Here is a 19,151-nt window from a genome sequence, read left to right as displayed (position 1 = left end):
CCCGTGTTTTCCCGGGTGAAGCAGTCAGCTCTTGAGGCGAACGCGCGGCATGATTCGCATTTCGACGATCTTCATCGCCATCTGCATGGTCCTGGTCGCGGCCTCGCTCGGGCTCGTGCTCTATTCGGTCGCCGGCATCAGCGGAACGGAATCGGCGATCGTGGCGCTGACCGCGCTGACCTTCCTGATCCTCTACAACGCGGTGTCGATGCGGCTGCGCGACCGCAGCGACGTCGGCGGCCAGATTGCCGACCTCTCGCGGGGCACTGCCGACCTCGCCCGGCAGGTGGCCGAGTTCGGCCGCCGGCTTGCAGCGCTCGAGGGCCGCATCGCCTCGTCCAATTCGACCAATTCCGACCGCGTCCAGTCGGTCATCGGCGAGATCAACGAACTGGGCGGATTGGTCAGGCAGCTCGCCACCACCGTGGCTGCCCATGAGGATCTGCTGGCCGGCAACGCGCCGGCTCCCGCCCCGGTCACGAGGCCCGAGCCGGAGATGCCGGTCGATTTGGCCGCTCCCCACGAGGAGGAGAAGCCGGTCGCCCCTCCTCCGCTTTCCGTGCCGCCGCGGCCGTCGCCGGCGATTCAGGCCCAAACCGCCAACCCGATTCAGAGCGGCAATGGACGCAATCAGACCCAGTTGCTGGCGACGCTGCGCAATGCGATCGACGAGAACCGCATCGACATCTTCCTGCAGCCGATGGTAACGCTGCCGCAGCGCAAGGTGCGGTTCTACGAGGCGGTGACGCGCCTGCGCGACGAGCGCGACCAGCTGATCGCCGCCGAGGAGTTCATCAGCGTCGCGGAAGCCTCCGGGCTGATCGGGCGCATCGACAACATGGTGATGCTGCGCTGCGTGCAGGTGCTGCGGCGCCTGATGGTGCGCAACAAGGACGTCGGCGTGTTCTGTAACGTGGCGGCCTCCACGCTCGGCAATTCCACCACCTTCACGCAATGCCTCGACTTCCTCGAAGCCAACCGCGCGCTCGCGCCCTCACTGGTGCTGGAGTTCAAGCAGTCGACGTTCCGCCATCTCGGCCCGGCCGAGACCGAGAACCTGGCCGCGCTCGCCCAGCGCGGCTTCCGCTTCTCGATCGACCATGTCACGGATCTCAGGATCGAGCCGCGCGAGCTGGCCGATCGCGGGGTACGCTTCATCAAGGTGCCGGCCACGCTGCTGCTCGATCCCAGGCAGGCCTCGACCTCCGACATCCATCCGTCCGACCTCTCGGACCTGCTCGGCCGCTTCGGCATCGACCTGATCGCCGAGCGGATCGAGGGCGAGCGCGCCGTGGTCGATCTGCTCGACTACGACGTGCGGTTCGGCCAGGGCTTCCTGTTCGCGCCGCCCCGGCCATTGCGGCCGGAGGGGGCATCTGCTACCGCCGGGGCGCCGCCGAACCAGGCGAAAGACATTCAGGGACCTCATGGCTCCGGCACACAAAGCTCAGGCGCAACGTCTTCTGCGCCTCCACCACAACGCATCACCGGCAACGCGGCGCTCGCACGCCGCATCTGATCGGCCGCGCGCATCATGACCACGCTGCATTTTGCCGAAGGCCTGCGCGAGCTCGTGGGCGGCGTTGACGTGGTGCTCAGCGACATCTGGGGCGTGGTCCATAACGGGCTGGAATCCTTCCCCGAAGCCTGCGAGGCGCTGCACACCTGTCGCAGCCGCGGCGGTACGGTGATCCTGATCACCAACGCGCCGCGCCCGGCCGACTCCGTGCAGCGGCAATTGCGCAAGCTCGGCGTCCCGGATGAGACCTATGACGCGATCGTATCTTCAGGCGACCTGACCCGGCTCTATGTCGCCGAGCATCCCGGCCGCAAGATGTTCTGGCTCGGTCCCGAGCGCGACAATTCGATCTATCGCGGCCTCGATGCGATGACCGCGCCGCTCGAGGAAGCCGATTACATCGTCTGTACCGGTCTCTATGACGACGAGACCGAAACGGCGGAAGACTATCGCGGCATGATGCTGAAGGCGCGCGAGCGCAAGCTGACGCTGGTCTGCGCCAACCCCGACATCGTGGTGGAACGCGGCGACCGGCTGATCTATTGCGCCGGCGCCATCGCGGAGCTCTACCGCGAGCTCGGCGGCGAGGTGATCTTCTACGGCAAGCCGCACCGCCCGATCTACGAGCGCGCCATGGCGCTCGCCGGCGAGCGGCAGGGCCATCAGATCGATCGCAAAAAGGTGCTGGCGATCGGCGATTCCGTCCGCACCGATCTCACCGGCGCGCGCGAATTCGGCATCGACTGCCTGTTCGTGACCCGCGGCATCCATGCCGAGGAGTTCGAGGGTCTCGACCAGCTCGACCCGAATTCGGTGATGGAATTGTTCGGCCACCCGCCGAAGGCGCTGATGCGCGAATTGAAGTGGTAGAAAATATCGTGCCCCGGACGCAGCTCGAAGAGCTGCAGAGCCGGGGCCAGAAGGCGCAACTGATGTCGTGAATGGACGGGGTCCCGGCGCAGCGCCGCGTCCGGGACACGAAAGCGCCTTACGCGCTCGCCATGTCCGGGAAGACCGCCTCGATCTTCGTCTTCAGCGTCGCCGCGTTGAACGGCTTCACGATGTAGTTGTTCACGCCGGCCTTCTTCGCCGCGATCACGTTCTCGGTCTTGGATTCGGCCGTGATCATGATGAATGGCGTGGTGGCGAGGTTCGGATCCGCACGAACTTCGCGCAGGAGGTCGTAACCCGTCATCGGCTCCATGTTCCAATCGGAGATCACGAGCCCGTACTTCTTGCCGCGCATCTTGTTCAGCGCCGCCGAACCGTCGCTGGCATCATCGATATTCTCGAAGCCAAGCTGCTTCAGCAGATTCCGGATGATACGGATCATGGTGCTGTAGTCATCCACCACCAGAACCGGCATCGTCAAATCAACCGCCATCTCGACTCCCCCAACGCAAACCCAGGAATATTACGATCGGACTACCAGGCCGGCGCCCGGCAGTTCCACGCCTCAAGCACTAGCATCAAGGCCTTAAACAGCCCGTTAACTGGGGGCCGCTCCGAAGGATTGAAATCGTGTTCAATGTCTGCCCGCCCCGCCGCTTGACTTCGCAGGGCCGGTCGCGCCACGGTCCGGGCCGGTCCTGCCCGGTTCGAGAATTCCCCTGATGGCTCCGCCTTTTACCGTTATCCGCGACACAACGCCGGATTCCGCCATTCCGAGGGGCGCCGTGGTCGCCATGGGCAATTTCGATGGCGTTCATCTCGGCCATCGCGCCGTGATTGCGGCTGCCCTGGAGATGGGCCGAGCGCATGGCCGCCCTGCGCTGGCATTGACCTTCGAGCCGCATCCGCGGCGGTTTTTCAGCCCCAACACCCCGCAATTCCGCCTGACGGACGAGCGGGCCAAGCTGCGGCTTTTGGCCGGTACCGGGCTTGCCGGCGCCGTTGTCATGACCTTCGACAAGGCGCGTGCCGGAACCAGCGCGCAAGATTTCATTCGCCATGACCTGATCGGGCGTCTCGGGGTCAGCGGCATCGCGGTCGGCTACGACTTCCATTTCGGCAAGGGACGGGTCGGCTCGCCGAGCCTTCTCGTCAACGAAGCGCCCCGGCTCGGCATCGAGGTCGACGTGCAACCGCATGTCGATATCGACGAACGGCCGGTCTCCTCCAGTGCCATCCGGATCGCCCTCGCCGAGGGCCAGCTCGACCAAGCTACCACCATGCTGGGCGCGCCCTGGTTCATCACCGGCGAAGTCATCCATGGCGAGAAGCGCGGCCGCGACCTCGGTTATCCCACCGCCAACATCCGCCTGGATGCCAATTGCGGCCTCAAGCACGGCATCTACGCGGTGCGGGTCGGCCGGGGGACCGAGCGCCTGGATGGGGTGGCGAGCTTCGGCCGCCGCCCGACCTTCGACAACGGCGCCCCGCTGCTGGAAATCTTCCTGTTCGACTTCAAGGGCGACCTTTACGGGCAGGCGCTCGACTGCGCCTTCATCGGCTTCATCCGCGAGGAGCTGAAATTCGACAGCCTGGAGGCCCTGATCCGCCAGATGGACGACGATTCCGGCCGCGCCCGCGCCATCCTGGCCGCTGCCCCGGACGCGTTTCCGAGGCTGGGCGTGATCGATTAAGGGCCGAAACCGGGCCAGCCGAACCTTTGCGCTTCCTCCGCCCCCCTGCTATGGAGAGCCCATGTTTGCGCGGCGCATCATAGGGATTAGCGGCCCGGCTTCCGCCTGAGCCTCAAGGCTCGGCGCAAGACCGGGATTTCGTCGTTCCACCCCGCGATTCCGCATCGCCCAGCCGTTCCCCGCGCCACCTCCGAGCCAGTCAGCCTCATGTCCGAAAAGCCGCAAAAGTCGCAAAAGTCTGAAGCCAAAGACTATTCGAAAACCCTGTTCCTGCCGCAGACCGAATTCCCGATGCGCGCCGGCCTGCCGCAGCGCGAGCCGGAGATCCTCAAGCGCTGGTACGAGATCGGCCTTTACGAAAAGCTGCGCGAGAGTGCGAAGGGCCGCGCCAAGTTCGTGCTGCACGATGGGCCGCCCTACGCCAACGGCAACATCCATATCGGCACGGCGCTGAACAAGATCCTGAAGGATCTCGTCACCAAGAGCCAGCAGATGCTCGGCTTCGATTCCAACTACGTGCCGGGCTGGGATTGCCATGGCCTGCCGATCGAGTGGAAGGTCGAGGAGGAGCACTATCGCAAGAAGGGCAAGCAGAAGCCCGACTTCCGCGACAGTGCCGCCATGATCGATTTCCGGAGAGAGTGCCGCGCCTATGCCACGCACTGGCTCGGCGTGCAGCGCGAGGAATTCAAGCGCCTGGGGGTGATCGGCGACTGGGACCATCCCTACGCCACCATGAGCTATCCCGCCGAAGCCCAGATCGCGCGCGAGCTGATGAAGTTCGCCGCCAACGGCACGCTTTATCGCGGCTCCAAGCCGGTGATGTGGAGCGTGGTCGAGAAGACCGCGCTGGCCGAAGCCGAAGTGGAGTACGAGGACTACACCTCCGATATGGTCTGGGTGAAATTCCCGGTGACCTCGCCAGCGCACGGTGCGCTTGCCTCCGCGAGCGTCGTCATCTGGACCACCACGCCTTGGACCCTCCCCGGCAACCGCGCCATCTCGTTCTCGCCGAAGATCGCTTATGGCCTCTACAAGGTCTCGGACGCGCCCGCGGACAATTGGGCCAAGACCGGCGACCTTCTGATCCTCGCTGACGCACTCGCTGAAGAGGTGTTCAAGCAAGCGCGTGTGACCGCCTATGAGAAGGTGCGCGACGTCCCCGGCGACACCATGGACGCGATCGAATGCGCTCATCCGCTCAAGGGCCTTGCCGGCCGCTACGAATTCACCGTGCCGCTGCTGCCCGGCGATCACGTCACCGACGATACTGGCACCGGCTTCGTGCACACGGCGCCGGGCCATGGCCGCGAGGATTTTGACGCCTGGATGGCGCAGGCGCGCGATCTCGATGCGCGCGGCATCAACACCGCGATCCCCTACACTGTCGATGAGAACGGCGCCTACACCGATCATGCGCCCGGCTTTACCGGCAAGCGTGTCATCAACGACAAGGGCGAGAAGGGCGATGCCAACGAGGCCGTGATCAAGGCGCTCGTCGACAGAGGCATGCTGCTCGCGCGCGGCCGGCTCAAGCATCAATATCCGCACTCCTGGCGCTCCAAGAAGCCGGTGATCTTCCGCAACACGCCGCAATGGTTCATCGCGATGGACAAACCTGTTGTGGACGCACCGGGCAAGCCCGGCGCTATGGACGTGGCGCAGGGCGGCAAGGCGAAGAGCGGCGACACGCTGCGCGCCCGCGCGCTGCACGCGATCTCGGTAACGCAATGGGTGCCGCCATCGGGCGAGAACCGCATCAACGGCATGATCGAGGCGCGCCCGGACTGGGTGATCTCGCGCCAGCGCGCCTGGGGCGTGCCGATCGCCGTGTTCGTGCGCGAGAAGGGCGACGGCTCCGCCGAGATTCTCCAGGACGAGGCGGTGAACGCGCGCATCGGCGAAGCCTTCGAGAAGGAAGGCGCCGACGCCTGGTACGCGACGGGCGCGCGCGAGCGCTTCCTCGGGTCCCGCGCGAACGAGGACTGGCAGAAGGTCGACGACATTCTCGACGTCTGGTTCGATTCAGGCTCGACCCACGCCTTCGTGCTGGAAGACCCCGTGCATTTCCCGGGGCTGTCAGGCATCAAGCGCAAGGTCGACGGCGGCACCGACACGGTGATGTATCTGGAAGGCTCGGACCAGCACCGCGGCTGGTTCCACTCCTCGCTGCTGGAGAGCTGCGGCACGCGCGGCCGCGCGCCCTACGACATCGTTCTGACTCACGGCTTCACGCAGGCCGAGGACGGCCGCAAGATGTCGAAGTCGCTCGGCAACACCATCGAGCCGCAGGCCGTCATCAAGGAATCCGGTGCCGACATCTTGAGACTCTGGGTCGCGTCCTGCGACTACACCGACGATCAGCGCATCGGGCCCGAGATCCTGAAGAACACCGTCGAGACCTATCGCAAGCTGCGCAACACCGTGCGCTGGATGCTGGGCACGCTGCATCATTACAAGCCTGCCGACGCGGTCGCGCCCGCCGACATGCCCGAGCTCGAGCGCTTCATGCTGCACGAGCTCGCGGTGCGCGCCGCCGCGATCGGCAAGGCCTATCGGGAGTTCGACTACAAGACCGTGGTCGCGATCCTGTCCGCCTTCCTCAACAGCGAGCTCTCCGCGTTCTACTTCGACATCCGCAAGGACACGCTTTATTGCGATCCGCCATCGTCACTGACGCGCAAAGCGGCGCTGACGACCATCGACCTGCTGTGCGCCTCGATCCTGAAATGGCTGGCCCCGATCCTCAGCTTCACCGCGGAGGAAGCCTGGCGCATGTACCGGCCCGACGCGGAGCCGTCCGTGCATCTGACGCTGTTCCCGACCGATCTCGAAGCCTTTCGCGATGACAAACTCGCCGCGAAATGGGAGACGATCCGCAACGTCCGTCGCGTCGTCACCGGCGCGCTCGAGTTGGAACGGGCCGCCAAGAACATCGGCTCCTCGCTGGAGGCTTCGCCGGTGATCTATGTCGCCGATCGCGGCATGCTGGCGACCTTGTTCGACGTCGATCTCGCTGAAGTCTGCATCACCTCGAACTACGAGGTGCGAGAGGGCGAGGCGCCGGCAGGTGCATTCCGTCTCGATGCTGTCCCCGGCGTCGCGGTCGTGGTGGAGAAGGCGGTCGGCACCAAATGCGCCCGCTCCTGGAAGATTTCGCCGACGGTCGGCGAGGACCCTGAATACCCCGACGTCACCCCGCGCGACGCGAAGGCGCTGCGCGAATGGAAGGCGCTGGGGGTGAGCGTCTGATCGATCGGCCATGACCCCGCTCCGCGCCGGCATCCTCTCGGCCGTGGTCACGCTCGTGGCCGACCAGGCCTCGAAGCTCTGGCTCCTGAACGTGTTCGACCTCGCCCGTCGCGGCGCAGTGCGGGTGACGCCGTTCTTCGACCTGGTGCTGGCCAAGAACGTCGGGATCAGCTTCGGTTGGCTCCAGAACGACGATCAGGCGGCGCAGCTCGCGCTGATGGCTGTGAAGGTTATCGCTGTGGTCGCCTTGACGATCTGGATGGTCCGATCGCACACCCGGCTTGCGACCGTCGCCCTGGGGTTGATCATCGGCGGTGCCGTCGGCAACGGCATAGACCGCTTCGTCCACGGGGCAGTGATCGATTTCGCCCTGTTCCACATCGAGATCGCCGGAAATACCTATAATTGGTATGTGTTTAACCTCGCGGATGTGGCCATCGTTGCTGGGGTGGCGGCGCTATTGTATGATTCCATCCTGGGGGTACCCGCCGCAAAAGCGCCCTGATCCCGGCCGATACGGACCGGCCGGTGGAACCCCGCTTTTGCGAGGTTGGAGCCGCGCGCGAGCGGCAATCTGCCACAATATGGAACAGGTAAAGTGATGCGCAGCGCGATGACCAGCGGTTCGATGGTGCGAGACCCCCGGTGGGGGCTTTGGCGGGCATTGAAATTGTCTGCTGTCGCACTCGGCATCGGTCTCGTCATGTCGACCGGCGCGGCCCGCGCCGGTGACGACGACGAGGAAGACGATATGACCTTCGAAGAGAGGCTTATCGACAATCTGATGTCCGGCCTCGGCGCCAAGAGCATGGAGAAGAAGGGCATCGAATACCGCGAGCGCTCGCCGCTGGTCGTGCCGCCCAACCTCGATCTGCCGCCGCCTGCGACTGAAGCCAAGGCTGCGCCGAACTGGCCGAAGGATCCCGACGAGAAGCGCCGCAAGGAGGCCATCGCCGCGCGCAAGAAGGCCACCAAAGCAACGGAGAACTGGCAAGCCGCCCAGCCCCTCACGCCCGCCGAGATGAAGGCCGGCCAGGTCGCGGCAGCGCCCCGGACAAGCAATGACCCGATCCAGCCGGGTACCAATGGCAATCCGTCACTCAGCCCCGCCGAACTCGGCTACTCCGGCGGCCTGTGGAACATGATGAAGGGTGGCAACGCCACCGAAGAGAAGAAATTCGTCAGCGAGCCGCCGCGCCAGTCGCTGGTCGAGCCGCCGCCGGGCTACCAGACGCCCTCGCCGAACTATGCCTATGGCGCCGGCCCGGACAAGTCGCGGCGGATGTACTACGACATCATGTCCGGCAAGGAGAAGGAACAATAGCGTTCCTGTCCCGTCGCTGCATTCTGAGCGACGGGAATCGAGCGTCGGCGGCTCATGTCCGCCCGACGCCATTCAAGATTGCCTATCAGTAACTTGCCTACGCGTTGAGTTCTCTGCTTCGTGACGCGAAGCCTCAGCCGCACGGTGTACCATGCCGTGCCTTCCGAGCCGGAGATCCGGGCTCGACCTTTCACCAGGGTTCATGATGTCCTCTTACCGATCGGCTGCCTGCCTTCTTGCCGCGCTGCTTTCGACCAGTGTCCTTTCGGCCGGCGCCGCCCTTGCCCAGACCACGGTCACATCGGCCCCACCCGCGAGCTTCACGCTCGATAACGGCATGCAGGTCGTGGTGATCCCGGATCACCGCACCCCCGTGGTCACCGAGATGATCTGGTACAAGGTCGGCTCGGCCGACGAGACCCCAGGCAAGTCCGGCCTCGCCCATTTCCTCGAGCACCTGATGTTCAAGGGCACCTCGAATCATCCGGTCGGCGAATTCTCCCAGACCGTGCTCCGTGTCGGCGGCAACGAGAACGCCTCCACCTCGGTCGACTACACCAATTATTATCAGCGCGTGCCGAAAGAGCAGCTGCCGACCATGATGGAGTTCGAGGCCGACCGCATGACAGGCCTCGTCCTCAAGGACGAGAACGTGCTGCCCGAGCGAGACGTCGTGCTCGAAGAGTACAACATGCGCGTCGCCAACAATCCGGACGCGCGGCTCAACGAGCAGATCATGGCGGCGCTCTACCTCAATCATCCCTATGGCCGGCCGGTGATCGGCTGGCACCAGGAGATCGAGAAGCTCGACCGCGAGGATGCGCTCGCCTTCTATCGTCGCTTCTATGCGCCGAACAACGCGATCCTGGTGATCGCCGGCGACGTCGACGCCGCCGAAATCCGCCCGCTGGTCGAGCGCAATTTCGGCGCCATTCCCGCCCAGCCCGCAATCCCGGCGCGACGTATCCGTCCGCAGGAGCCGGAGCCCGCCGCCCCACGCACCGTCACGCTGGCCGATCCGCGCGTCGAGCAGCCGAACATGCGGCGCTACTATCTGGTGCCCTCGGCCACCACGGCCGCGGCCGGCGAGAGCGCGGCCCTCGACGTGCTGGCGCAGCTGATGGGCAGCGGCAGCAATTCCTATCTCTACCGCGCCCTCGTCGTCGACAAGCCGCTCGCGGTCTCCGCCAGCGCCAGCTATTCGAGCATCTCGCTCGACCCGACTCAATTCGCGATCTCGGCTGCGCCGAAACCCGGCGTCAGCTTCGCAGACGTGGAACAGGCGGTCGACGGCGTCATCGCCGACGTCGCGCAGAACCCGATCCGCGCCGAGGATCTGGAACGGGTCAAGACCCAGCTGATTGCCGAGGCGATCTATGCCCAGGACAACCAGGCCGTACTGGCGCGCTGGTACGGCGGCGCGCTGAGCACGGGCCTGTCGATCGAGGACATCAGGAGCTGGCCCGATCGCATCCGCGCCGTCACCGCCGAGCAGGTGCGCTCCGCTGCGCAGAAATGGCTCGAGAAGAAGCGTTCCGTGACGGGCTATCTGATCAAGGACACCGCCACCGCCAAGCGCGAGGAGAAGCGTTCGTGACCTATTCCTTCCTTCGCGCATCACACTTCCCGCGCACGAGACATTTCGCGCTGTCCTTCGTCACCGGCGCCGCGCTTGCGCTGGCGGCGGTCTCGCCTTCGCAGGCGGCCGCAAAGATCCAGCACCTGATCTCGCCGGGCGGCATCGAAGCCTGGTTCGTGCAGGATGCGACCGTGCCGCTGATCGCGATGGAATATTCCTTCGCGGGCGGCTCGGCGCAGGATCCCAAGGACAAGCCGGGCGTCGCCAATCTGGTCGGCGACCTCCTCGACGAAGGCTCCGGTGATCTCGATTCCAAGATGTTCCATGAACGGCTCGACCGCCGCGCCATCGAGCTCTCCTTCAGCGCTACGCGCGACACCTTCCGCGGCAGCCTGCGCATGCTCCGCGACAACAAGGACGAGGCCTTCGACCTGCTCAGGATGGCGCTGACCTCGCCACATTTCGACAGTGCCGACGTCGAGCGTATCCGTTCGCAAGTCATCTCGGGCCTGCGCCGCGAGACCACCAATCCGACCTCGCTGGCGAGCCGCAGGTTCCTCGAGGTCGCCTTCGGCGATCATCCCTACAGCCGGCAAAGCAACGGCAATCTCGACAGCGTGCCGACCATCACGGTCGCCGACTTGAAGGATTATGTCGGCCGCGTTCTCGCCAAGGATGGGCTCAAGATCGCGGTCGTCGGCGACGTCGATCCGGCGACCTTGGGCAAGCTGCTCGACCACACCTTCGGTGGCCTGCCCGCAAAGGCTAATCTGACGCCAGTCCCGGACGTCGAGGCTGCAAAGCCGCCGCAACGCGCTTTCGTGCCGCTCGACGTGCCGCAGACCGTGATCACCTTCGGCGGCCCCGGCGTGAAGCGCAGCGACCCGAACTTCATGGCCGCCTATGTCGTCAACCACATCCTCGGCGGCGGCGGCTTGTCCTCGCGGCTCTATCGCGAGGTGCGCGAGAAGCGCGGCCTCGCCTATTCCGTGTTCGAATCGCTGCTCTGGATGGAGCATTCGGCGGTCTTCATCGGCAACACCGGCACCCGCGCCGACCGCGCCGGCGACACCATCGATGCCATCGAGAAGGAGGTGCGCCGCATTGCCGAGGAGGGCCCGACGCAGAAGGAGCTGGACGAGGCCAAGTCCTACCTCAAGGGCTCGCAGATGCTGGCGCTCGACACCTCGTCCAAGCTCGCCCAGGCACTGCTGCAATATCAGCAGGACAAACTGCCGATCGACTACATCGAGAAGCGCAATGCCATCGTCGATGCGGTGACGCTGGACGATGCCAAGGCGGCCGCCAAGCGGCTCTGGGGCCAGGGGCTGCTGACCGTCGTCGTCGGCCGCACCCCGCAGGCCGCCGCACAGCCGGCAGCCACGGCGCCGAAATCGAACTGACCTCCTCTCCATACGCTTCCTGAAATGGCCGGGCTCGCCCGGCCATTTGCGTTTCGCGGCAGCGCCATTGCTGAGGGCCGGCGTCCGCGGTATGTCCGGACATCACGAATGGTGCCATCATGCTGCGGATATCCCGCGATCTCGTCATCGACGAGGACGACATCGAGATCGGCTTTGTCCGCGCCTCCGGCCCGGGTGGGCAGAACGTCAACAAGGTCGCGACCTCCGCGCAACTGCGCTTCGACACCCGCAAGCTGACCTTGCCCGAGGATGCCGCGCTGCGCCTCGCCCGCATCGCTGGCCAGCGCATGACCAAGGACGGCGTCATCGTGATCCACGCCCAGCGCTTCCGTACCCAGGAGCGCAACCGCCAGGACGCCATCGACCGCCTCGTCGAGATCCTCAAGGAGGCCATGGTGCGGCCGACGCCGCGCCGCGCGACGCGGCCGACCTACGCCTCCAAGCAACGCCGGCTCGAAGGCAAGAAGCGCCGCAGCGACATCAAGGCCGGACGCGGCGGCCGCTTCGACGACTAACCGGCGCGGCAGGAAACTCCGGCCGCAACGCGACCGGAGTTGTGCCGGTTGCGCCAAAGCGCGATGAGATTTGGACGAATCGTCATCGCGCTTCAGGCTGTTGTTTTGCGCATGATCTTCCGGAAAACCGCTTCGCACTTTTCCGGATCATGCTTTAGTAACGCTTCGACGGGGCTGCGCCGCCTGTGGTGGAATCGTCGGCTGTTCCCTTGTGCGCAGCGCTCCCCGTGGTGCCGACCGTGCCCCTGGTGCCCTTGGTTGATTTCATGCCGGTCTTCTCGCCCGCTGCGCCCGGCTGAGCGTTCATCTCCTCGTCACCGCTGCCCATGGTGCCGCCTTGCATGGGTTTGCTTTGCACCGTGCCGCCTGTCTTGGCGGGTGGCGCGCCTTGCGCGAGAACAGGCGTCGCAACGAGAGCCGACAGAGCGCATGCGATCATCGAGGTCTTCACCAACTTCATCCATTTCTCCTGGATTTTTTCGCAATGAATGGCTCGGCGGCTCCCTGCGCCGCCTCGTCTGCACCGGACCATTGCATCGCGTAGAGAGTTCAAGCGGCGCGACGGTCATGCAATGCGCATCATGTGGTGAACGTTTAGGGATTTGACGGCGCTTTCGCGGAATTGTGCTCCGCATATAAGGCAGCGCGGAGCACCACACGCCACAAGCATCGACGCGCGCAGCGACACAGCCCGCTACTACCACCGCATGTTTGGCCGCGCCTAGTGTTTGCGCACGTCGATGCAGTTGGGCGGATTCTTGACGATGCGCGTGGTCGTGCTGGGATTGTGCACCGCGATGGTGCTGTTGGTCAGGGTTGCCGACGCGCAGATGCCGTTGCCGGCCACAAGGCCGCCGGACGGTGCCACACTGTTCAAGCAGCAATGCGCTGTGTGTCACACCTTGAGCCTGTCGGAGCCGATGCGGCAAGGCCCCCCCTTGGTCAAGGTCCTGGGCCGGCCCGCCGGCAAGGTCGAGGGCTTCCATTATTCGGACGGCCTCGCCGAGGCTGATTTCACCTGGGACGAGACCCGGCTCGATGCGTGGCTGGCCAATCCGCAAGCCGTCATTCCCGGCGTAGTGATGGTCTACCGGCAGGCCAAGCCCGAGACGCGCGCCGCCATCATCGCCTTTCTCAAGGAGCAGAACTGAATGGCAAAGCCGATCCATTCCATGATCCGCGTGCGCGACGAGGCGCGCTCACTCGACTTTTACAGGCGCGCCTTCGGCCTGGAGGTCGCCGACCACCTGAAATTCGCGGATTTCGCCCTGATCTATCTGCGTCATCCCTCCTCACCTTTCGAGGTGGAGCTGACGGTAAATTTCGATCGCAAGGAGCCGTACGTGCTCGGCGATGGCTACGGCCATCTCGCCGTGGTGGTCGAGGATCTCGATGCCGAGCATGCCCGCTTCGAGCGCGAGAGCCTCGCACCGGGGCCGCTGCGCGACTTCAAGCACGGCGGCAAGACGCTGGCGCGCTTCTTCTTCGTCAGCGATCCCGATGGCTACAAGATAGAGGTGATCCAGCGAGGCGGACGCTTCGGCTGATCAAATCACAAGAACCAAATCACAAAAATCCACGGAGGAATGCCATGAGAGAAATCGATCGTCGAAGCAAGCAAAGCCGCCGCGTCTTTCTCAAGGGCGCGGCGACCGCTGTGCCGGTCGTCGCTGTCGCGACCAGTATCGCCACCAGCATCGGGGATGCCTGGGCCGATGATGCCACCACGCTCTCGCCCGCGACGATGAAGACGCTGCTGAAGGTCGCGCGCGACATCTATCCGCACGATGTGCTCGGCGACAGCTATTACATCACCGCAATCAAGCCCTGGGACGGCAAGGCGGCGAAGGATCCCGCCGTCAAATCGCTGATCAGCGACGGCATTGCGCGGCTCGATCAGAACGCGCGCGACCGCCACAAGGTGCCTTATGTCGAAGTGCCCTGGGAGGCCGACCGCGTGGTGCTGCTGAAGGAGATCGAGCAGAGCGACTTCTTCCAGAAGGTGCGCGGGGATCTCGTCGTCTCGCTCTACAACCAGAAGGAGGTCTGGCCGCGCTTCGGCTACGAGGGCTCCTCCGCCGAGCACGGCGGCTACATCAATCGTGGCTTCGCCGACATCGATTGGCTGCCGAAGGCTTAACGCACCCAACGGTTCAGGAGAACGCATATGGCCAAATTCGATCTGAACGACTCCAGCGTTGTGGTGATCGTCGGTTCCGGAGCCGGCGGCGGCACGCTGGGCAACGAGCTCGCGCAAAAGGGCGTCAAGGTTGTCATCCTGGAAGCAGGTCCGCGCATCGAGAACCAGGATTTCGTCAACGACGAGTGGGAGAGCTTTTCCCAGCTCGCCTGGTCGGACGCGCGCACCACGTCGGGGACGTGGCGCGTCGCCAAGGACTTTCCCAATCTTCCTGCCTGGATCGTCAAGGCGGTCGGCGGCTCCACGGTGCATTGGGCCGGCGCCTCGCTGCGTTTCGATGAGCACGAGTTCAGGGTCAAGAGCACCTACGGCAACATTCCTGGCGCGAACCTCCTGGACTGGCCGATCACGCTTGCCGAGATGGAGCCATGGTACGCCAAGGCCGAGAACAAGATGGGCGTGACCCGCACCAACGGCATTCCCGGACTTCCCGGCAACAATAACTTCAAGGTGCTGGAGGCCGGCGCAAAGAAGCTCGGCTACAAGACCGTGCACACCGGCAACATGGCGATCAACAGCCAACCGCGCGACGGACGCGGCTCCTGCCAGCAGATCGGCTTCTGCTTCCAGGGCTGCAAGTCCGGCGCGAAATGGTCGACGCTCTACACCGAGATCCCCAAGGGCGAGGCGACCGGCAATCTCGAAGTGCGGCCGAGCAGCATGGCGGTCAAGATCGAGCATGATTCCAGCGGTAAGGTGACCGGCGTCGTCTACGCTGACGAGAGCGGCGCCATGCAGCGCCAGAAGGCGCGCATCGTCGCAGTCGCCGGCAATTCGATCGAGAGCCCGCGGCTGCTGCTCAACAGTGCCTCGACCATGTTCCCGGACGGTCTCGCCAATTCATCGGGACAGGTCGGCCGCAACTACATGCGCCATATGACCGGCAGTGTCTATGCCGTGTTCGAGAAGTCGGTGCACATGTATCGCGGCACCACCATGGCCGGCATCATCCGCGATGAAGCGGCCAACAACCCGAAACGCGGCTTCGTCGGCGGCTACGAGATGGAGACGCTGTCGATCGGCCTGCCCTTCATGGCGGCGTTCCTCAATCCCGGCGCCTGGGGACGTTCGTTCACGTCAGCGCTCGACGGTTATCCCAGGATGGCCGGCATGTGGCTGGTCGGCGAGGACATGCCGCAGGAGACCAACCGCATCACGCTCGACCCAGTCGTCAAGGACAAGTTCGGCCAGCCGGTCGCGAGCGTGCATTTCGACGATCATCCCAACGACGTCGCGATGCGCGCGCATGCCTACAAGCAGGGCGCTGCGGTCTACGACGCCGTCGGCGCCACCGTGACCTATCCGACGCCGCCCTATCCAAGCACGCACAATCTCGGCACCAACAGGATGAGCGAGAAGCCGCGCGACGGCGTCGTCAACAAGTTCGGGCAGAGCCACGATATCAAGAACTTGTTCGTCTCCGACGGCAGCCAGTTCACCAGCGGCGCGGCCTGCAATCCGACGCTGACCATCGTCGCGCTGGCGATCCGGCAGGCGGATTACATTGCCGGGGCGATGCAGAAGAAGGAAATTTGAGGCCTGATAGACGAACCGCTCTCCTCCGTCATTGCGAGCGAAGCGAAGCAATCCAGACTACCGATGCGAAAAAGTTCTGGATTGCTTCGTCGCAATTGCTCCTCGCTATGACGATGTGGAGGGAGTAGCGTAGCCCGGATTACGCGCAGCGTAATCCGGGACCACCGCCGCTGGTGGCACGAATCCCGGATTGCGCTGCGCTCCATCCGGGATACGCGCCTTTGTTGGGATAGCTATTCGGCCGCGTCGAGAATGGGCGCAACGGTTGCCTTGAAATCCTGGACTGGTGTGACGCTCCGGGAGCGGTAGATCAGGCAGGAGCACCGCAGCAGCGATGCGAAATTATTGACCTCGCCGTGATGGTCGAGCACCTCGTTGTAGAGCGTGGTCAGGAACTTGCCGAGGCTCATGCCCTCCTTGGCTGCGATCTCCTCCAGAGTGTCCCAGAACGCCATCTCCAGCCGAATCGACGTGCAGTGCCCGCCGATTCTAAGCGAGCGGGTCTGGGATTCGTAGTCGCGTTGAGGCTGGTGCGCGAAGAGATGGCACATGGCGTCCTCCCGTCCTGTTGCCATTTTTTCACGATGCTACACCGCGGCCCGGCACCCCACAATCACGACAGTAGCCCGCAAGTGGCTTCATCCGGACTGCGCGATTTTCTCGAACGCCCAATGTCTTCAATGTGATAGGCATCCCTCTTCCCCAGGCCGCCACGCGGCTGTTGCCCAACGCATGCTTTTGACGCAACACGGCCTAGAATGGCGCCGACAGCGAATCCAAGTCAGAGCCCAAGTCAGAGCCCCAAGTCAGAGCCCCCAAGTCAGAGCCCCCAAGTCAGATTCCATGCCCGTCCGCCAATTGCCAGAACAGGTCGTCAACCGCATCGCCGCCGGCGAGGTGGTGGAGCGTCCGGCGAGCGTGGTGAAGGAACTCGTCGAGAATGCCATCGATGCCGGCGCGAGCCGGATCGATATCTTCACCGATGGCGGCGGGCGGCGGCGGATCGGCATCACCGACGATGGCAGCGGCATGACCGCGAAGGACCTCGCGCTCGCCGTGGAGCGCCACGCGACGTCCAAGCTCGATGACGAGGACTTGCTGCAGATTCGCACCCTCGGCTTCCGTGGCGAGGCGCTGCCTTCGATCGGCTCGGTGGCGCGGCTGTCGATCACGACACGCCATGCCACCGAGCCGCATGCCTGGGCGCTGTCGGTCGAGGGCGGCGAGAAGTCCGAGATCATGCCGGCGGCGCTGGCGCATGGCACCCGCGTCGAGGTTGGCGACCTCTTCTATGCAACACCGGCACGGCTGAAATTCTTGAAGACCGACCGCACCGAGGCGGAAGCGATCCGCGAGGTGGTGCGGCGCCTTGCCATGGCGCGGCCCGACATCGCCTTCACGCTCGCGGGCGAGGAGCGCGCGCCGGTGACCTGGGCGGCCGCCCTGCCCGGCGCCGCCGGGCGGCTGACGCGGCTCGGCGATATTCTCGGCGCTGAATTCCGCAGCCACGCCATCGAGGTCCATGCCGAGCGCGAGGGCATCGTCGTTGCCGGCTATGCCGCGGCTCCCGCGCTGACCAAGGCCAACGCGCTCGGCCAATATCTCTTCGTCAACGGCCGACCGGTGCGCGACAAGCTGATCCTGGGCGCCGTGCGCGCCGCCTATTCCGACTATCTGCCGCGCGACCGCCATCCGGTGCTGGCGCTGTTCGTCACGCTCGATCCGCGCGAGGTCGACGCCAACGTACATCCGGCCAAGACCGAGGTGCGTTTCCGCAACGCCGGCCTCGTCCGCGCGCTGATCGTGCACGGGCTGAAGGAAGCACTCGCGCGCGAGGGCCGCCGCACCGCCGCCAACAGCGGCGAGAGCGCGCTGTCCTCATTCCGGCCCGCGTTCACGCCGCCGCGCCCGGCGAGTTGGGACTGGCGGACCTCGCCATCTGCCCCGGTCGCGCCGATGCCTTCTTTCGAAGGCTCGGCTGCGCCGGCTTTCGCGGAGCGCGCGCAGGCGGCGTTCGATGTCGGTGCACCCAGCGCGGACGTGCGGATCGAGGCGCAGCCGGTGGCCGACCTCGTCGACCGCCCGCTCGGCGCGGCGCGCACCCAGATCCACGAGACCTACATCGTCTCGCAGACCCGGGACGGCCTGATCATCGTCGACCAGCACGCTGCGCATGAGCGCATCGTCTACGAGCGGCTCAAGGCCTCGCTCGCCGCAAACGGCGTGCAGCGGCAGATCCTGTTGATCCCCGAGATCGTCGAGATGGACGAGGCGACTGTCGAGCGCCTGCTCGAACGCAGCAAGGAGCTGGCCTCGTTCGGCCTTGCCATCGAATCCTTCGGCCCCGGCGCGGTTGCGGTCCGCGAGACGCCGTCGCTGCTCGGCAAGACCAATGCCGTCGGGCTGCTTCGCGATCTCTCCGAGCACATGGCCGAATGGGACGAGGCTCTTCCTCTCGAACGCCGCCTGATGCACGTCGCCGCCACCATGGCCTGCCACGGCTCGGTGCGCGCCGGCCGCAGGCTGCGGCCCGAGGAGATGAATGCCCTGCTTCGCGAGATGGAGGAGACGCCGAACTCCGGCCAGTGCAATCACGGCCGCCCGACTTATGTCGAGCTGAAGCTGAGCGACGTGGAGAAGCTGTTCGGACGGAGGTGAGTTAAGCGTCTCGCTTCAAAAACACGAACTCCGTATCGTCGTACGCGCGCCGCTCCAATTCCTCAAAACCCTCCGGCGTCACGAATTGCGCGGCCTTGGCCTCCTCCACCACGAGCAACGCGCCCGGGGTGAGCCAGCCGCCGTCGCGCAAGGACGCAAGCGCCTTCTCCGCAAAGCCCTTGCCATAGGGCGGATCGAGGAACACCAGCGAGAACGGCTCGACGGGATGCGCGGGACCGAGATCGGTCGCGTCGCGACGATAGACTTTGGTGACGCCGCCAAGGCCCAGCGACTCGACATTGTTGCGCAACAGCGCGCGCGCCTCGGCGCCATTGTCGACGAACAGCGTGAACTTGGCACCGCGCGAGGCCGCCTCGATGCCGAGCGCGCCGGTGCCGGCGAAGAGATCGAGCACGCGCGCATCCGCAATCGGATCGTCATAGGCGTGCACGAGGATGTTGAACACGGATTCTCGCAGCCGATCCGCCGTGGGACGGATGTCGCGCGAAGACGGTGAGGCGAGATTGCGCCCCTTCAGGCGACCGCCGACCACGCGCAT

At 65.0% G+C, this 19,151-nt stretch carries 18 protein-coding genes; 14 read left to right on the top strand and 4 right to left on the bottom strand.

Annotation, left to right across the window (positions count from 1 at the left end; translation table 11 throughout):
- Positions 1-49 precede the first annotated feature (49 nt).
- Entirely contained in the window at positions 50-1,519 is a 1,470-nt protein-coding gene (locus BRAD3257_RS05390; protein ID WP_122400982.1) for an EAL domain-containing protein, read from the top strand.
- 15 nt (positions 1,520-1,534) lie between these two features.
- A complete protein-coding gene (locus tag BRAD3257_RS05385; RefSeq protein ID WP_122400981.1) occupies positions 1,535-2,389 on the top strand; it encodes a TIGR01459 family HAD-type hydrolase in 855 nt (284 codons plus the stop codon).
- Between the two features lie 118 nt (positions 2,390-2,507).
- On the opposite strand, the gene BRAD3257_RS05380 is transcribed toward BRAD3257_RS05385, so the two are convergent.
- Positions 2,508-2,903 (bottom strand): response regulator, encoded by a 396-nt coding sequence (locus BRAD3257_RS05380; protein WP_122400980.1) that lies wholly within the window; start codon positions 2,901-2,903, stop codon positions 2,508-2,510.
- A 229-nt stretch (positions 2,904-3,132) separates the two neighbouring features.
- Here BRAD3257_RS05380 and BRAD3257_RS05375 point away from each other — a divergent pair, with 229 nt between their 5' ends.
- The 7 genes from BRAD3257_RS05375 (at position 3,133) to arfB (ending at position 12,198) form a co-directional block, all read left to right on the top strand.
- Entirely contained in the window at positions 3,133-4,104 is a 972-nt protein-coding gene (locus BRAD3257_RS05375; protein WP_122400979.1) for a bifunctional riboflavin kinase/FAD synthetase, read from the top strand.
- A 207-nt stretch (positions 4,105-4,311) separates the two neighbouring features.
- Positions 4,312-7,356, top strand: a complete 3,045-nt coding sequence (gene ileS / locus BRAD3257_RS05370) for an isoleucine--tRNA ligase (RefSeq protein ID WP_122400978.1) — start codon at positions 4,312-4,314, stop codon at positions 7,354-7,356.
- Positions 7,357-7,366: 10 nt separating this feature from the next.
- On the top strand, positions 7,367-7,861 hold the full coding sequence (gene lspA / locus BRAD3257_RS05365; protein WP_122400977.1) for a signal peptidase II: 495 nt from the start codon (positions 7,367-7,369) through the stop codon (positions 7,859-7,861).
- A 96-nt stretch (positions 7,862-7,957) separates the two neighbouring features.
- On the top strand, positions 7,958-8,680 hold the full coding sequence (locus BRAD3257_RS05360; RefSeq protein ID WP_162500545.1) for a hypothetical protein: 723 nt from the start codon (positions 7,958-7,960) through the stop codon (positions 8,678-8,680).
- A gap of 202 nt (positions 8,681-8,882) precedes the next feature.
- The gene (locus tag BRAD3257_RS05355; protein ID WP_430648813.1) at positions 8,883-10,277 is read left to right on the top strand and encodes a M16 family metallopeptidase; all 1,395 of its coding nucleotides are present in this window, start codon (positions 8,883-8,885) and stop codon (positions 10,275-10,277) included.
- Positions 10,196-11,662: a M16 family metallopeptidase gene (locus tag BRAD3257_RS05350; RefSeq protein ID WP_122400974.1), complete on the top strand. Its 1,467-nt coding sequence runs from the start codon at positions 10,196-10,198 to the stop codon at positions 11,660-11,662. The genes BRAD3257_RS05355 and BRAD3257_RS05350 overlap by 82 nt, the downstream gene beginning before the upstream one ends.
- A gap of 119 nt (positions 11,663-11,781) precedes the next feature.
- Entirely contained in the window at positions 11,782-12,198 is a 417-nt protein-coding gene (arfB, locus tag BRAD3257_RS05345) for an alternative ribosome rescue aminoacyl-tRNA hydrolase ArfB (RefSeq protein WP_122400973.1), read from the top strand.
- 154 nt (positions 12,199-12,352) lie between these two features.
- Here the strand turns inward: arfB and BRAD3257_RS05340 are convergent, their stop codons facing one another.
- Positions 12,353-12,658, bottom strand: coding sequence for a hypothetical protein (locus tag BRAD3257_RS05340; protein ID WP_122400972.1), 306 nt, complete (start codon positions 12,656-12,658; stop codon positions 12,353-12,355).
- A gap of 304 nt (positions 12,659-12,962) precedes the next feature.
- Here BRAD3257_RS05340 and BRAD3257_RS05335 point away from each other — a divergent pair, with 304 nt between their 5' ends.
- From BRAD3257_RS05335 to BRAD3257_RS05320, 4 genes are read left to right on the top strand one after another with little or no spacing between them, the layout of a single operon-like run.
- The gene (locus BRAD3257_RS05335; protein ID WP_162500120.1) at positions 12,963-13,349 is read left to right on the top strand and encodes a c-type cytochrome; all 387 of its coding nucleotides are present in this window, start codon (positions 12,963-12,965) and stop codon (positions 13,347-13,349) included.
- Positions 13,350-13,745 carry a VOC family protein gene (locus tag BRAD3257_RS05330; protein WP_122400971.1) on the top strand — a complete coding sequence of 132 codons (396 nt, stop codon included), beginning with the start codon at positions 13,350-13,352 and terminating at the stop codon, positions 13,743-13,745. It abuts the gene before it with no gap.
- 44 nt (positions 13,746-13,789) lie between these two features.
- Positions 13,790-14,338 carry a gluconate 2-dehydrogenase subunit 3 family protein gene (locus BRAD3257_RS05325; RefSeq protein ID WP_122400970.1) on the top strand — a complete coding sequence of 183 codons (549 nt, stop codon included), beginning with the start codon at positions 13,790-13,792 and terminating at the stop codon, positions 14,336-14,338.
- A gap of 27 nt (positions 14,339-14,365) precedes the next feature.
- On the top strand, positions 14,366-15,934 hold the full coding sequence (locus tag BRAD3257_RS05320) for a GMC family oxidoreductase (RefSeq protein ID WP_122400969.1): 1,569 nt from the start codon (positions 14,366-14,368) through the stop codon (positions 15,932-15,934).
- A gap of 233 nt (positions 15,935-16,167) precedes the next feature.
- Here BRAD3257_RS05320 and BRAD3257_RS05315 read toward each other — a convergent pair whose 3' ends face one another.
- A complete protein-coding gene (locus BRAD3257_RS05315) occupies positions 16,168-16,485 on the bottom strand; it encodes a ribbon-helix-helix domain-containing protein (protein WP_122400968.1) in 318 nt (105 codons plus the stop codon).
- 292 nt (positions 16,486-16,777) lie between these two features.
- Between BRAD3257_RS05315 and mutL the strand changes: the two genes are divergently transcribed.
- Positions 16,778-18,592 (top strand): DNA mismatch repair endonuclease MutL, encoded by a 1,815-nt coding sequence (gene mutL, locus BRAD3257_RS05310; protein ID WP_122400967.1) that lies wholly within the window; start codon positions 16,778-16,780, stop codon positions 18,590-18,592.
- Between the two features lies 1 nt (position 18,593).
- Here the strand turns inward: mutL and rsmD are convergent, their stop codons facing one another.
- Positions 18,594-19,151, bottom strand: coding sequence for a 16S rRNA (guanine(966)-N(2))-methyltransferase RsmD (rsmD, locus tag BRAD3257_RS05305; protein ID WP_122400966.1), 558 nt, complete (start codon positions 19,149-19,151; stop codon positions 18,594-18,596).

Origin of the sequence: Bradyrhizobium vignae, from assembly GCF_900324035.1 — a bacterium.
Taxonomy (GTDB): Bacteria; Pseudomonadota; Alphaproteobacteria; order Rhizobiales; family Xanthobacteraceae; genus Bradyrhizobium; species Bradyrhizobium vignae.
This window is presented reverse-complemented; position numbering and strand designations above follow the sequence as displayed.